Annotated in this window: 7 protein-coding genes and 1 tRNA gene; 7 read left to right on the top strand and 1 reads right to left on the bottom strand. The window is 68.0% G+C overall.

What is annotated here, in order from left to right:
* Positions 1–229: 229 nt before the first annotated feature.
* A tRNA-Thr gene (locus ACIOJD_RS20595) sits at positions 230–302 on the top strand.
* Between the two features lie 60 nt (positions 303–362).
* On the opposite strand, the gene ACIOJD_RS20590 is transcribed toward ACIOJD_RS20595, so the two are convergent.
* Complete coding sequence (locus ACIOJD_RS20590; protein WP_401915459.1) at positions 363–3,014, bottom strand: SpoIIE family protein phosphatase; 2,652 nt, start codon at positions 3,012–3,014, stop codon at positions 363–365.
* Positions 3,015–3,309: 295 nt separating this feature from the next.
* On the opposite strand from ACIOJD_RS20590, the gene ACIOJD_RS20585 reads away from it, so the two are divergent.
* From ACIOJD_RS20585 to pgsA, 6 genes are all read left to right on the top strand, one after another.
* Positions 3,310–8,862: a HAMP domain-containing protein gene (locus tag ACIOJD_RS20585; protein WP_401915457.1), complete on the top strand. Its 5,553-nt coding sequence runs from the start codon at positions 3,310–3,312 to the stop codon at positions 8,860–8,862.
* A gap of 277 nt (positions 8,863–9,139) precedes the next feature.
* Positions 9,140–9,808: a two-component system response regulator gene (locus tag ACIOJD_RS20580; protein WP_401884418.1), complete on the top strand. Its 669-nt coding sequence runs from the start codon at positions 9,140–9,142 to the stop codon at positions 9,806–9,808.
* A gap of 219 nt (positions 9,809–10,027) precedes the next feature.
* Entirely contained in the window at positions 10,028–12,838 is a 2,811-nt protein-coding gene (locus tag ACIOJD_RS20575) for a DNA translocase FtsK (RefSeq protein WP_401915454.1), read from the top strand.
* A gap of 273 nt (positions 12,839–13,111) precedes the next feature.
* Entirely contained in the window at positions 13,112–13,954 is an 843-nt protein-coding gene (locus ACIOJD_RS20570; RefSeq protein ID WP_401915452.1) for a helix-turn-helix domain-containing protein, read from the top strand.
* 49 nt (positions 13,955–14,003) lie between these two features.
* A complete protein-coding gene (gene rimO, locus ACIOJD_RS20565) occupies positions 14,004–15,539 on the top strand; it encodes a 30S ribosomal protein S12 methylthiotransferase RimO (protein WP_401915449.1) in 1,536 nt (511 codons plus the stop codon).
* Complete coding sequence (gene pgsA, locus ACIOJD_RS20560) at positions 15,536–16,201, top strand: CDP-diacylglycerol--glycerol-3-phosphate 3-phosphatidyltransferase (RefSeq protein ID WP_401915446.1); 666 nt, start codon at positions 15,536–15,538, stop codon at positions 16,199–16,201. The genes rimO and pgsA overlap by 4 nt, the downstream gene beginning before the upstream one ends.
* The last annotated feature ends 28 nt before the right edge of the window (positions 16,202–16,229 follow it).

Below are 16,229 nucleotides of genomic sequence, written 5' to 3'. Positions count from 1 at the left end.
CTGCAGGGGGGACCCTGTGGGAGAGTAGGACGCCGCCGAACAATTGTTGTGGGAATGCCCCGTACCAGTCATGGTACGGGGCATTCCTGCGTTCACGATCTATTCTATTTCCCCTCAGTCTCCGTTTCATGGCTCCGGCCTGCGGGAGCCGGCCCGAGCAGTCGCTTCTGGCAGCTCCTGGGCGGTTCCGAGCATCCCTGAACATCGGGTATGCTTTATCTCGTTGCTCGCCCCAATAGCTCAGTCGGTAGAGCGTCTCCATGGTAAGGAGAAGGTCTACGGTTCGATTCCGTATTGGGGCTCATGTACAGGAAAGGCCCCCGCCAATTGGCGGGGGCCTTTCCTGTTTCCGGACTGCCGCGCTAGACGGTGTGGGGCTCCGGGACGCGCATGGCGAGGATGGCCATGTCGTCGGAGGCCGGCTCGGCCGCGAAGCGCTCCACGGCTCGCAGTACGCGGGCGGCGACCGCGCCCGCGGTGAGACCGGTACAGGTCGTCAGAACGTCGGTCAGACCGTCGTCGCCCAGCATGCGTGCGCCCTCACGGCGCTCTGTGACGCCGTCAGTGACGCACAGGAGGACGTCTCCCGGGTCCAGGGTGATCGTCTGCTCGTACAGCTCCAAGTCCTCCATGACGCCCAGCAGTGGCTGCGGCTCGGCCGCCGGCTCGACCGTGCCGTCCTGGCGCAGGCGCAAGGGGAGCGGATGCCCGGCGCACACCACCTTGAGGATCGCGCTGCCATCTTCTTGTGGCCACAACTCGCCATAAAGAAGGGTGAGGAAGCGGCTGCGGGCGCCCTCCTCGAGGATCGCCGCGTTCAGTCGTTCGAGGACCGCCGGGCCGCCGAAACCCTCGCGGGCCAGCAGGCGGAGTGCGTGCCGGGCCAGGCCGGTGACGGCCGCCGCCTCCGGGCCCGTACCGCAGACGTCGCCGATGGCGAATCCGTAGGCACCGTCCCGGATCGGGAACAGGTCGTAGAAGTCACCGCCGACCTCGTTGCCCTCGCCCGCGGCACGGTAGATGACCTCGACCTCCACTCCGGGCACCTGGGGGAGACCCGGCGGCAGCAGGCTGCGCTGGAGTGCCTGGCTGATAGCCGTGCGCTCGGAGTAGAGACGGGCGTTGTCGAGGGCGAGTGCCGCCCGGCGGGAGAGGTCCTCCGCGAGTTCCAGGATCTCCTGGCGGAAGTGGTCGTCGGACGGCTTGCCGAGGGTCAGCATGCCGATGACCCGGTTGCGGGCCACCAGTGGCAGCACCACGGTCTCGCCGCCGACCGCGGCCGCTGTCGCCAGCGTCGTACCGATGCCCGAGGACACCGGTGAGGAGCTGCCTTCCAGCTCACGCATGGAGTTGCGCAGCGCCGCCTGGTGGGCGGCCGCCGCGGGTGCCGTCCAGATGCGGGCGCCCGGTGTGGGAACCGGGTCCGGCGGGTCGATCTTGGAGAGCAGGGCCTTGAGACCGTCGATGCGCTCCTCGTCCTCGTGCAGCACATAGGAGAGGTACGGGTCCGACGACTGGTCCGCGATTGTGTAGACGGCGCACCAGGTGGCCAGGGTGGGGACGGTCATCTGTGCCATCAGGGCCAGCGTCTGGTCGCGGTCCAGTGTGCCCGCGAGCAGGTCCGAGGCCTCGACGAGGAAGGAGAGCGAACCACGGCGGAGACGTTCCAGTTCGCCGAGGCGGGCCGATTCGACGGCCAGGGCGATACGGTCCGCGGCGAACTGGAGACGCAGTGCCTCCTCGTTCGAATAGCGGCCCGCTCCCTCCGCGGCGACGCCGAGGGAGCCGGTGAGCCTGCCCTCGACCTTGAGCGGGACGGTCACCACGGAACGCATCCCGGTGTCGTTGAGCAGCGGGACGGCCCCGGGGACCGCCGTGAGGTCGTCGTGGACGGCGGGCATCCGTGCCGAGCCGTAGCGGCCCGTGCCGGCCTCCACGGGGACGCGAGCGAAACGCTGGCGGGCGGAGGGGAGCCCGGTGGAGGCCCGTACTTCCAGTTCCGTCTCGTCGTCCGTGGCCAGGAGGAGGAAGGCCGAGTCGCCGTCGAGCATGTCGCGGGCGCGTTCCACCGTGCGCTGGAGCAGTCCGTCGAGGTCGTCGGGGGCCGGTGAGCCGATGAAGACTTCGAAGGGGTCCACACTGCGGCTCTCGGAACCCGCCTCGGTGGCGGGGGCGCGCAGTGGTGTCTGGATGACGGCGCGTTCGTAGTCGCGTACCAGCAGACAGACCGTGGACGGTTCGCCCTGGGTGTCGCGCACCCGCAGATGGGAGGCGTAGACGGGGATGACACGGCCGTCGGCGTGCCGGATGCCGTAACTGCCCTCCCAGCGGGAGAGCAGGAGGGCCTCGGCGATGCCGGTGCCGATGCCGGGCGTGTGCGGCCAGGCGGCGATGTCGGTGAGGGGTTTGCCGACGACCTGCTCGTCGGCGTATCCGAAGATGGTTTCCGCGTCCTCGTTCCAGCCGGCGACGGCGCCGGCCTGGTCGATCTGGACGACCGCGACCCTGACGCGTTCGTCGGCGACGGGGAGCAGACTGGGAGGCAGGACGGGGCCGGCGGAACGGGTGCCGACCGGGCGCTGTGGAAGGTCGAGCTGGAACCAGACCTGTTTGAACGTTGGCGTGTATTCGACACCCCAGCGTGAGGCGAGGGCCGCGCAGAGCAGCAGCCCCCGGCCGTTCTCCCGGTCCGGGTTGGCGAACGACTGGCCGGTGCCCTGTATGGGAACTTCACGTTCGGGGTAACGGTCGGCGACTTCCACGCGGACGCCGTCCTCCGTACGGAGGCACAGCACATCGGCGGAGGTGCCGGCGTGAATGACGGCATTGGTGACAAGTTCACTGGTGAGGACGACGGCATCGTCGACCACATCGGAGTAGCCCCACCCCTGGAGCGTGTCACGCACAAAGGCGCGGGCAGTCGCGACGGACCGCCCGACAGGGTCGAAGCTGGCAGCCGCCCGCGCGGTGATCACAGAACTCCTCGTACGCGTTTCGACGCCCGGCTCCGGCATGATCGGCCCCGCCCTCCAGATGCCCGGTGGTAGTACCTTCGCCAGTCCGCCCCCGCCGGGCGGACCGGGACGGTTGGACAGCCGGATGCCAGGTTACTTACCTTCGCTGTCCGAACGGATGCCGGTCACCACTGTTTCCGCCCTCTGGGGGTGGGGACGCTAGTCGAAGCTGCCGAACTGTTATCGCCTGGTTCGGCCATGGTGAAACACTGGGCAGGCTTTCGGAGACGGCCCGGACAGAACGTTCAAACCCTGCGGGAGGGACACGGTGGAGTCTGGCACGGCAGCGCGTGGCATGAGCACACGCGCGAAAGGCGGACGGTCCCGGAACAATGGGACGACCGAGGTGGACTCTGCGGAGCTGAACAGACTCCTGACCGCCTTGGTGGCGATGAGGGACGGCAACTTCCGTAAACGCCTCACCGTTTCAGGTGACGACGTGATGGCGGAGATCGCCGCTGTCTTCAACGAGGTCGCCGACCGCAACCTCCACCTCACGGGTGAACTGGCCCGCGTACGACGCATGGTCGGGCGGGAGGGAAAGCTCACTGAGCGGCTGGAGACCGGTGCCTGCGAGGGCTCCTGGGCCGCGGCCATCGACGCGTCGAACGCGCTGGTGGACGACCTGTCACGGCCTGTGTCCGAGGTGGGCCGGGTGCTTTCCGCCGTCGCCGAGGGCGACTTGGAGCAGCGGATGGAGCTGCGCTCGCACTCCACCGACGGGGCGGAGCGGCCGCTGCGCGGCGAGTTCCTGAAGGTGGCCCGTACGGTCAACAACCTGGTCGACCAGCTCTCGGCGTTCACCGACGAGGTGACCCGGGTGGCGCTTGAGGTCGGTACCGAGGGCAAGCTCGGTGGCCAGGCCAAGGTGCGCGGTATGTCCGGATCGTGGAAAGACCTCACCGACTCGGTCAACACGATGGCGTATCGATTGACCGCTCAGGTGCGTGACATTGCTCTCGTTACGACGGCGGTCGCCAAGGGTGATCTGTCGCGCAAGGTCACGGTCCATGTGGCCGGCGAGATGCTTCAGCTGAAGAACACCGTCAATACGATGGTGGACCAGCTGTCGTCCTTCTCCTCCGAGGTCACGCGGGTGGCCCGGGAAGTCGGCACCGAGGGCGAGCTGGGCGGTCAGGCGACCGTGCCCGGTGTCGCCGGGGTGTGGAAGGACCTCACCGATTCGGTGAACACGATGGCCGGCAACCTGACCAACCAGGTGCGCGGCATCGCCGAGGTCACCACGGCCGTCGCCAATGGTGATCTGTCGCAGAAGGTCACGGTGAGCGCGCGTGGCGAGGTCGCCCAGCTCGCCGAGACCATCAACCAGATGACCGAGACGCTCCGTACGTTCGCGGACGAAGTGACCCGGGTGGCCAGCGAAGTCGGCGCCGAGGGGCTGTTGGGCGGGCAGGCTCAGGTGCCCGGTGCGGCCGGGACCTGGAAGGACTTGACGGACTCCGTCAACACGGCGTTCCGCAACCTCACTCTTCAGGTGCGGGACATCGCGCAGGTGACGACGTCGGTCGCGAACGGCGACATGTCGCAGAAGGTCACCGTCGATGTCGCGGGCGAGATGCTGGAGTTGAAGAACACCGTCAACACGATGGTGGCGCAGCTCCAGTCGTTCGGTTCCGAAGTCACGCGGGTCGCGCGGGAGGTCGGTGTCGAAGGCCGGCTCGGCGGCCAGGCCGAAGTGCCGGGAGCCGCGGGGACCTGGAAGGACCTCACGGATTCGGTCAACACGGCGTTCCGGAACCTCACCGGTCAGGTGCGGGACATCGCGCAGGTGACGACAGCGGTGGCCAACGGCGATCTGACGCAGAAGGTCACGGTCAATGTCGCGGGCGAGATGCTGGAGTTGAAGAACACCGTCAACACGATGGTGGCGCAGCTCTCCTCCTTCGCGGACCAGGTGACGCGCATGGCGCGGGACGTGGGCACGGAGGGGCGGCTCGGCGGCCAGGCGCGGGTGGACGGCGTCAGCGGTACGTGGAAGGAACTCACCGACTCGGTCAACTTCATGGCCGGGAACCTGACGGATCAGGTGCGGCAGATCGCGCAGGTGACCACGGCGGTGGCGCGCGGTGACCTGTCGCAGAAGATCGATGTGGACGCCCGGGGCGAGATCCTGGAGCTGAAGAACACCATCAATACGATGGTCGACCAGCTCTCGGCCTTCGCCGACCAGGTGACCAGGGTCGCGCGTGAGGTGGGCACGGACGGACGGCTGGGCGGTCAGGCGCAGGTGCCGGGCGTCGCCGGTGTCTGGCGCGACCTGACCGACTCCGTGAACGGCATGGCGGGCAACCTCACCGCGCAGGTCCGCAATATCGCCGGGGTCGCCACGGCGGTGGCGCGTGGCGACTTGTCGCAGAAGATCGACGTGGATGCCCGGGGCGAGATCCTGGAGCTGAAGAACACCCTGAACACGATGGTGGACCAGCTGTCCAACTTCGCCGAGCAGGTGACCCGGGTGGCCCGCGAGGTGGGCACCGAGGGAATCCTGGGCGGTCAGGCCGAGGTCCAGGGCGTCTCGGGTACGTGGAAGGACCTCACCCAGTCCGTCAACTTCATGGCGAACAACCTGACGTCCCAGGTCCGCAATATCGCCGAGGTCACCACGGCGGTCGCCAAGGGCGACCTGTCGAAGAAGATCACCGTCGACGCGAGGGGCGAGATCCTCGACCTGGTCACGACCGTCAACACGATGGTCGATCAGCTGCTCAACTTCGCCGACGAAGTGACCCGTGTCGCCCGTGAGGTCGGTACGGAGGGCATCCTCGGCGGTCAGGCCCGGGTCCGCGGTGTCACCGGGATCTGGAAGGACCTCAGCGACAACGTCAACACGATGGCCAACAACCTGACCAGTCAGGTACGTAACATCTCGCGGGTCTCGTCGGCGGTCGCCAACGGTGATCTGACGAAGAAGGTGACCGTCGAGGCACGTGGCGAGGTCGCGGAACTCGCCGACACCGTCAACACGATGGTGACGACCCTGTCGTCCTTCGCGGACGAGGTGACGCGGGTCGCCCGTGAGGTGGGCACCGAGGGGGAACTGGGCGGCCAGGCCCGGGTGCCGGGCGTGTCGGGGACGTGGAAGGACCTCACCGAATCCGTGAACTCGATGGCGTCCAACCTGACCGGTCAGGTGCGCCAGATCGCGACCGTCACCACCGCCATCGCCAAGGGCGATCTCACCAAGAAGATCGACATCGACGCGCGCGGCGAGATTCTGGAGCTGAAGAACACCATCAACACGATGGTGGACCAGCTCTCCTCCTTCGCCGACCAGGTCACCCGAGTGGCCCGTGAGGTGGGTACAGACGGCCAGTTGGGCGGTCAGGCGCGGGTGCGGGATGTCGACGGCACCTGGCGCGACCTCACCGAATCGGTGAACGAGATGGCCGGCAACCTGACCCGTCAGGTGCGGGCGATCGCCGCCGTGGCCACCGCGGTGACCCGGGGCGATCTCAACCTCAAGATCGATGTGGACGCGGCGGGCGAGATCCAGGTCCTCCAGGACAACATCAATACGATGATCGCCAATCTGCGTGACACCACCCTCGCCAATGAGGAGCAGGACTGGCTGAAGGGCAACCTCGCCCGTATCTCCGGTCTGATGCAGGGCCGCCGCGATCTCGACGACGTGGCTTCGCTGATCATGAGCGAGCTGACCCCGGTGGTCTCGGCGCAGCACGGTGCGTTCTTCCTGGCGATGCAGACCGGCGCGGTGCCCCAGGTCGGTACGGACGGCGGCAAGGACGCCTCGTACGAGCTGTGCATGCGCGGCAGTTACGGCTACTCGGCCGGCGCGATGCCGACGTCGTTCCGGCCCGGTGAGACGCTCATCGGTACGGCGGCCGAGGAGAAGCGCACCATCCAGGTCAATGTGCCGCCGGGCTATCTCAAGATCTCGTCCGGGCTCGGGGAGGCGTCGCCGGCGTATGTGATCGTGCTGCCGGTGCTCTTCGAGGGGAAGGTCCTCGGTGTGATCGAGCTGGCGTCGTTCCAGCCGTTCACACATATTCAGCGGGACTTCCTCAACCAGATCGCCGAGATGATCGCGACGAGCGTCAACACCATCAGCGTCAACTCGAAGACCGAGGTGTTGCTGAAGCAGTCGCAGGAGCTCACGGAGCAGCTGCGGGAGCGCTCGGCGGAACTGGAGAACCGGCAGAAGGCCCTTCAGGAGTCCAACGCGGAGCTGGAGGAGAAGGCCGAGCTGCTGGCACAGCAGAACCGCGACATCGAGGTGAAGAACACCGAGATCGAAGAGGCCAGGCAGGTGCTGGAGGAGCGGGCCGAGCAGCTCGCCGTCTCGATGCGCTACAAGTCGGAGTTCCTGGCGAACATGTCGCACGAGCTGCGTACACCGCTCAACTCGCTGCTGATCCTCGCCAAGCTCCTGGCGGACAACGCCGAGTCGAACCTCTCGCCGAAGCAGGTGGAGTTCGCGGAGACCATCCACGGCGCGGGATCCGACCTGCTGCAACTGATCAACGACATCCTCGATCTCTCCAAGGTCGAGGCGGGCAAGATGGACGTCAGCCCGACCCGGATCGCGCTGGTGCAGCTGGTCGATTACGTGGAGGCGACCTTCCGGCCGCTGACCGCGGAGAAGGGGCTCGACTTCTCCGTACGGGTCTCGCCGGAGCTGCCCGCGACCCTGCACACGGACGAACAGCGGCTCTTGCAGGTGCTGCGCAACCTGCTGTCCAACGCGGTGAAGTTCACCGACAGCGGCGCGGTGGAGCTGGTGATCCGGCCGGCCGGTACAGATGTCCCGAACGCCATCAGGGAACAGCTCCTGGAGGCGGGTTCGCTGCGTGACGCCGACGGTGATCTGATCGCGTTCTCGGTCACCGACACCGGGATCGGTATCGCGTCGAGCAAGATGCGGGTCATCTTCGAGGCGTTCAAGCAGGCGGATGGTACGACCAGCAGGAAGTACGGCGGTACGGGGCTGGGTCTGTCGATCAGCCGGGAGATCGCGCGCCTGCTGGGCGGTGAGATCCACGCGGCGAGCGAGCCGAGCCGGGGCTCGACCTTCACGCTCTATCTGCCGCTGCACCCGAGCGAATTGCCCCCCCAGGGATATCCGCAGCTGACGCCCGCGGGCATGCAGCCGCTGGGGCGCGTGACGGACAGCCTCACGCGTGCGGGTACGGCGGGACAGCCTCCTCAGCTGGAGGCGGCCTCGCCCCCGCCGCCGGAACTGCCGGAGCCTGCCACGCTGTTCCGTCGCCGCCGCAAGAGCGCGGCGGCGGTGGAGCAGGGTGCGAGGCAGCCCGGACAGGGGCTCGAGGCACAGCCGGGGACACCCGGCTCGTCAGGTACCTCGGACGGCCCGTCGGGCACCACGGACCCGGGTCCGTCGGACAGTTCGGGCGGCCAGGAGGAGTCCTGGGCCGACGGAATGGCCGGAACCGGCCGTCAGGAGGCCTCCAGGGAGAGGCGTACGTTCATGTTCACCGGCGAGAAGGTGCTGATCGTCGACGACGACATCCGTAACGTTTTCGCTCTCACCAGCGTGCTGGAACAGCACGGTCTGGCGGTGCTGTACGCGGAGAACGGCCGTGAGGGCATCGAGGTCCTGGAGCAGCACGACGACGTGACGGTCGTTCTGATGGATATCATGATGCCGGAGATGGACGGATACGCGACGACGACCGCGATCCGCAGGATGCCGCAGTTCGCCGGACTGCCGATCATCGCGCTCACCGCGAAGGCGATGAAGGGCGACAGGGAGAAGGCCATCGACTCCGGTGCTTCCGACTATGTGACAAAGCCTGTTGATCCCGATCACTTGCTGTCTGTGATGGAGCAGTGGATGCATGACAGGTGATCGATTGATGAGCGAATCATCGTGATGTCCTGACCGACTGTGGCCGGGGGCGTGTGAGGCGGTCTTATTCGGGGAACCTTCTGGTCTCCCGCTACGTTTCTGCTTCGGACACAGTGACATCACGGTGACAGGGTGTGGCGACGGGCGGGGTGCAGCTACCATGACCGGCACAAGGACGGACGGCGTAAGGGAGTCGTCCCCTGGGGCGATGTCCGGCGTTTCGCCGGAGGCCGCGAGCAGGGGGCGCCCCATGCCGGGGCGAGGAGGGCGGGCGGCCATGGTGCAGAAGGCCAAGATCCTCCTGGTTGATGACCGGCCGGAGAATCTGCTGGCGCTGGAGGCGATCCTCTCCGCGCTCGATCAGACGCTGGTGCGGGCATCGTCAGGGGAGGAAGCGCTCAAAGCGCTGCTGACAGACGATTTCGCGGTCATTCTGCTGGATGTCCAGATGCCAGGGATGGATGGTTTCGAGACCGCCGCGCACATCAAGCGGCGTGAGCGGACGCGTGACATCCCGATCATCTTCCTCACGGCCATCAACCATGGCCCGCACCACACCTTCCGGGGATACGCGGCGGGCGCGGTGGACTACATCTCGAAGCCGTTCGACCCCTGGGTGCTGCGTGCCAAGGTGTCGGTCTTCGTCGAGCTCTACATGAAGAACTGCCAGCTGAAGGATCAGGCCGAGCTGCTCAGACTTCAGCTGGCCGGAGCGGGCGAGGCCAAGGAACCGGCCGGTCTGCTCGCCGAACTGTCCGCGCGGCTGGCGGCAGTTGAGGAGCAGGCGGAAGCGCTGTCCAAGCAGTTGGACGACGACTCGGCGGATGCCACCGCCGTGGCCACGGCCGCCCATCTGGAGCGCAAACTCACCGGCCTGCGGCGGGCGCTGGACGCGCTGGAGCCGGGTACGGGAAGCGGTTCGGCCACACTTCCCTCGCAGAACTGAGCGCGTCCCCGACCGCCTGGGGCGTGTTGTGCCCGGAACCACCCGCCGTACCTCGGCAGCCCGCCCCGTCTGCCCATCCCGCCCGGTTCGTTCCGGTGGGACGGGGCAGCGGAGCCCGGCGAATCAGCGTCAGCCCGTCGCTTTCGTGGAGGGCGACACGAACGGGTGAAGCGGTGGGCACACGTGTCCGCGGCCGTTCACACCGGTAACCTCACCCCCATGGCCTCACGTACGTCCGGCAAGGGTTCCCAGGGCACGGCGGGCACCGCAAAGCCGCGGGCCGGCCGTACGACCGGCGCCGCGAAAGCGGCGCCCGCCAAGAAGGCGCCGGCGAAAAAAGCCGCGCCCGCGAAGAAGGCACCGGTCAAGAAGGTGCCTGCGAAGAAGGCGGCGGCGAAGCCGGTTCCCAAAGCCGCGCCGTCCCCCACCGCGGGTGTCTACCGGCTGGTGCGTGCCGTCTGGCTCGGCATGGCACACGGCGTCGGCGCGATGTTCCGCGGCATAGGGCGTGGTGCGAAGGGACTTGACCCGGCGCACCGCAAGGACGGGGTGGCCCTGTTGCTGCTCGGCCTCGCACTTGTCGTCGCGGCGGGCACCTGGTCGAACCTGCAAGGACCGGTGGGCGATCTGATCGAGATGCTCATCACCGGCGCCTTCGGCCGGCTCGATCTGCTGGTACCGATACTGCTGGGCGTCATGGCCGTCCGGCTGATCCTCTATCCCGAGAAGCCGGAGGCCAACGGACGGATCGTCGTGGGGCTCTCCGCGCTGGTCATCGGTGTGCTCGGGCTGGTCCACATCGCGTGCGGCGCCCCGGGGCGCGGCGAAGGCACCGAGGCGATCCAGGACGCGGGCGGTCTCATCGGCTGGGCCGCCTCCAAGCCGCTGATCTTCACCATGGGTGACGTACTCGCCGTACCGCTGCTTCTGCTGCTCACGGTCTTCGGGCTGCTGGTCGTCACGGCCACCCCCGTCAACGCCGTCCCGCAGCGGCTGCGGCTGCTCGGTACCAAGCTGGGGATCGTCCAGCCCGCCTACGAGCCGGAGTACGAGACCGGTGACGACGAGCGGTACGACGAGCAGTGGCGCGAAGCGCTGCCGGGGGGCGCGCGCCGTCCGTCCGCGCGCCGGGGTGCGGGGCGCGGGGAGTACGACCCCGACGAGGCGGAGGCGGACGCGCTCGCCAAGCGGCGCAGGCCGCGCCGGAGTTCCGTGCAGCCGTCCGTGGACCGGCCCCTGGACGCCGTGGACGTGGCCGCCGCCGCGGCGGCGGCACTGGACGGCGCCGTGCTCAACGGGATGCCGCCCTCGCCGCTCATCGCGGACCTCACCCAGGGCGTCTCCACCCAGGGCGTCTCGACGGACCGTAAGCGCAAGCCGGGGCAGCGGCCCGGGGAACGCTCGGACGACGCGGCCCCGGCGGAGCGCCCCGTAGCCGTACCGACCGCCCGGGAGCCCGAGAAGCCGGCCGCCGGTGTCGCGGATCTGACCAAGCCCGCGCCCCGGCAGGACAAGCCGCTGCCGTCTCGTGCGGAGCAGCTCCAACTCCGCGGCGACATCACCTACTCGCTGCCCTCGCTGGACCTGCTGGAGCGCGGCGGCCCCGGCAAGACGCGCAGCGCCGCCAATGACACCGTCGTCGCCTCGCTCACCCAGGTCTTCATGGAGTTCAAGGTCGACGCGGCCGTCACCGGCTTCACCCGGGGGCCGACGGTCACGCGGTACGAGGTCGAGCTAGGCCCGGCCGTGAAGGTCGAGCGCATCACCGCGCTCACCAAGAACATCGCGTACGCGGTGGCCAGCCCCGACGTACGGATCATCTCGCCGATCCCCGGCAAGTCCGCCGTCGGCATTGAGATTCCCAACACCGACCGCGAGATGGTCAATCTCGGCGATGTGCTGCGGCTCGCGGACGCCGCCGAGGACGACCATCCGATGCTGGTCGCGCTCGGCAAGAACGTCGAGGGCGGCTACGAGATGGCGAATCTCGCGAAGATGCCGCACGTACTGGTCGCGGGCGCCACCGGATCCGGTAAGTCCTCCTGCATCAACTGCCTGATCACCTCGGTGATGGTCCGGGCGACCCCGGAGGACGTCCGGATGGTCCTCGTCGACCCCAAGCGGGTCGAGCTGACCGCGTACGAGGGCATCCCGCATCTGATCACGCCTATCATCACCAACCCCAAGCGGGCCGCGGAGGCGCTCCAGTGGGTCGTGCGGGAGATGGATCTGCGCTACGACGACCTCGCCGCGTACGGCTACCGGCACATCGACGACTTCAACCACGCCGTACGCACGGGCAAGGCCAAGGTGCCCGAAGGCAGCGAGCGTGAGCTCGCGCCCTATCCGTATCTGCTGGTCATCGTGGACGAGCTGGCCGACCTGATGATGGTCGCGCCGCGTGATGTCGAGGACGCCATCGTCCGTATCACTCAGCTGGCCCGTGCCGCCGGTATCCATCTGGTGCTCGCCACGCAGCGGCCCTCGGTGGATGTCGTGACCGGTCTGATCAAGGCGAATGTGCCCTCACGGCTCGCCTTCGCGACCTCCTCGCTGGCGGACAGCAGGGTCATCCTCGACCAGCCGGGCGCGGAGAAGCTGATCGGCAAGGGCGACGGGCTGTTCCTCCCGATGGGGGCCAACAAACCCACGCGTATGCAGGGCGCCTTTGTCACCGAGGACGAGGTCGCGGCGGTCGTCCAGCACTGCAAGGATCAGATGACACCGGTCTTCCGGGACGATGTCGTGGTCGGGACGGCGAAGAAGAAGGACATCGACGAGGACATCGGGGACGATCTCGATCTGCTCTGCCAGGCCGTCGAGCTGGTGGTCTCCACCCAGTTCGGCTCGACCTCCATGCTCCAGCGGAAGCTGCGCGTCGGCTTCGCCAAGGCCGGCCGGCTGATGGACCTGATGGAATCGAGGAACATCGTCGGACCGACCGAGGGCTCCAAGGCCCGCGACGTCCTGGTGAAGTCGGACGAGGTGGATGGAGTGCTCGCCGTGATCCGTGGGGAGTCTCAGACGTAGAGACCGTACCGGGGTGGCAGATGCCCGAGGGATCCCCGAGGATGCCGGGGACGACGGGGAGACCGGTTATCCAGCCGGATTCCCGGGAATCCGGGGGCAACCGTTTCCCTTGGGCGGACGTCAAGTTGAGAGGGGAAGAGCCTCATGTCCCTCTCCCACGCTCTCCGGCCATTCTGATGGCGTACAAAGTGCATCCGCCCGGTTGCCCCACCCTTTCGTACCACCCATAGACTGAACCCCCAGCAGGTGGCTACACGCTCGAAAGGCGCCCCCGTGTCCATCGGCAACTCTTCCGACGGCAGTGCCCCCGACGACAACTCCCCTGAAGACAACTCCCCTGAAGACGACCGCCCTTCGGTCGGTCAGGCCCTTCAGCAAGCACGTATCGCCGCCAATCTGACCGTCGACGAGGTCAGCGGATCCACGCGGGTGCGCGTCCTCATCGTCCACGCGATCGAACAGGACGACTTCTCACGCAGTGGCGGCGACGTCTACGCCCGTGGCCACATCCGTATGCTCGCCCAGAAGGTCGGGCTCGATCCGAAGCCCCTCATCGAGCAGTTCGACGCGGAACACGGCGGGCGCCCCGCGCCCACGCCCGCGGCGCCGCTGTTCGAGGCGGAGCGGATCCGGCCCGAAAGGCGCCGGCCCAACTGGACCGCCGCCATGGTCGCGGCGATCGTCGCCGTGATCGGTTTCGTCGGCTTCACCTTGTTCAACGGTGCGGACGGCGGAAAGACCAAGCAGGTGGCCGAGGGGTCGACGCCCGAGAAGGGCAACGTCAAACCGAGTGCCACCAAGCCGGCCGCACCGAAGCCTGACCCGTCGGAGAGCGCCATCGCGGCCGCTCCGCGCGACAAGGTCACGGTGAAGCTGTCCGCGATAGAGGACAAGAGCTGGATCTCCGCCAAGGCGCACAACGGCAGGCTGCTGTTCGACGGCACCCTCAACAAGGGCGATTCCAAGACCTTCCAGGACGACGAGCGGATCGATCTGATCCTCGGGAACGCCGGGGCGATCGAGCTCTTCGTGAACGGCAAGAAGGTCGGCGACGAGTTCGAAACGGGCCAGGTCGAGCGGCTCTCGTACACGCAGGGTGACCCGGAGGCGGGCTGAGCAACCCTGCACGCCAAGGGCAGGGCCAGGACAAAGTAGTCTTGCGCCCATGCCCGAACGCCGTACCGTCGCCCTTGTCACTCTTGGCTGCGCCCGTAACGAGGTGGACTCGGAGGAGCTTGCAGGCCGCTTGGCAGCGGATGGCTGGGAGCTCGTCCAGGACGCCTCCGGGGCGGATGTCGCCGTCGTCAACACCTGTGGATTCGTCGAGGCCGCGAAGAAGGACTCCGTCGACGCCCTGCTGGAAGCCAACGATCTCAAGGATCAAGGGAGAACCCAGGCCGTCGTCGCCGTCGGCTGCATGGCCGAGCGGTACGGCAAGGAGCTGGCGGAAGCCCTGCCCGAGGCGGACGGCGTGCTCGGATTCGACGACTACTCCGACATCTCCGACCGTCTGCAGACCATCCTGAACGGCGGCATCCACGCCTCGCACACCCCCCGGGACCGTCGCAAGCTGCTGCCGCTCAGTCCGGTCGAACGGCAGAGCGCCGCCGGTGTGGCCCTGCCGGGGCACGGCGACGCTTCCCCGGCCTCGGAGAGCGCCGAGATCGTTCCGGCCCCCGAGGACCTGCCGGAGGGGCTCGCTCCGGCCTCCGGGCCCCGGGCACCCCTGCGGCAGCGGCTCGACCGCAGCCCCGTCGCCTCCGTGAAGCTCGCGTCCGGCTGCGACCGGCGCTGTTCCTTCTGCGCCATCCCGTCGTTCCGCGGTTCCTTCATCTCCCGTCGCCCCTCCGATGTGCTGGGCGAGACGCGCTGGCTGGCCGAGCAGGGCGTGAAGGAGGTCATGCTCGTCTCCGAGAACAACACCTCGTACGGCAAGGACCTCGGCGACATCCGGCTGCTGGAGACGCTGCTGCCCGAGCTGGCGGACGTCGACGGGATCGAGCGGGTACGGGTCAGCTACCTCCAGCCCGCCGAGATGCGGCCGGGCCTGATCGACGTCCTGACCTCGACGCCCAAGGTCGCGCCGTACTTCGATCTGTCCTTCCAGCACTCGGCGCCCGGCGTGCTGCGCGCGATGCGGCGCTTCGGCGACACCGACCGCTTCCTGGAGCTGCTGGAGACCATCCGGGGCAAGGCGCCCCAGGCCGGTGTGCGCTCCAACTTCATCGTCGGCTTCCCCGGCGAGACCGAGGCGGACTTCGCCGAGCTGGAGCGCTTCCTCACGGGCGCGCGGCTGGACGCCATCGGTGTCTTCGGCTACTCGGACGAGGACGGCACCGAGGCCGCGACGTACGGCGACAAGCTGGACGGTGACGTCATCGCCGAGCGGCTGTCGCACCTGTCGCGGCTGGCCGAGGAACTGACCGCTCAGCGTGCCGAGGAGCGGCTCGGAGAGAGCCTCCAAGTGCTGGTCGAGTCGGTCGACCCGGAGGGGGAGAGCGGGGAGGCGGCGGTGGGCCGCGCGGCCCACCAGGCGCCCGAGACCGACGGTCAGGTGATCTTCACCTCGGGCGAGGGCTTGCGTCCCGGTCGTATGGTCGAGGCAAAGGTGGTCGGCACCGAGGGCGTGGATCTTGTGGCCGAGTGCTACGAGCTTTCGGGGGGCGACCCTCGGATCCCGGGCGAGGAGGCGGCCAGATGAGCGGAGTCCCGGCGTCCGCAGCCGGTGGAACCGGCGCCAAGCCGGCACCCGGCGGCAAGCTGGGGGCCGCGGTCGATCAGGCCGGCCTGTGGAACATCGCCAATATCCTGACCATGATGCGGCTGCTGCTGGTGCCCGGCTTTGTCATGCTGCTGATCCAGGACGGCGGATTCGACCCGGTCTGGCGGGCCTGGGCCTGGGCGGCCTTCGCCGTTGCCATGATCACGGACATCTTCGACGGTCATCTGGCCCGTACGTACAACCTGGTCACCGACTTCGGGAAGATCGCCGACCCGATCGCCGACAAGGCGATCATGGGGGCCGCGCTGCTCTGTCTCTCCGTGCTCGGCGATCTGCCGTGGTGGGTGACGGGGGTCATTCTCTTCCGTGAGCTCGGGGTCACGCTGATGCGATTCTGGGTGATCAGGCACGGGGTCATCCCGGCCAGCCGGGGCGGCAAGCTGAAGACCTTGACTCAGGGCGTGGCCGTGGGGATGTACGTACTGGCGCTGACCGGACCGCTGGCCACGCTGCGTTTCTGGGTGATGGCGGTCGCCGTGCTGCTGACGGTGCTCACCGGGCTGGACTATGTGCGCCAGGCGGTCATGCTGCGGCGCCAGGGGCTGGCGGAGGAGCGTGCCGCGGCGGAGTCGGCGCGGTGAATGACGGTTCGATGTGATGAGTTTCGAA

Origin of the sequence: Streptomyces sp. NPDC088116 (assembly GCF_044741745.1) — a bacterium.
GTDB lineage: Bacteria > Actinomycetota > Actinomycetes > Streptomycetales > Streptomycetaceae > Streptomyces.
Note: the sequence above shows the minus strand (reverse complement) of the source record. Positions and strands in the feature narration are given on the sequence as shown.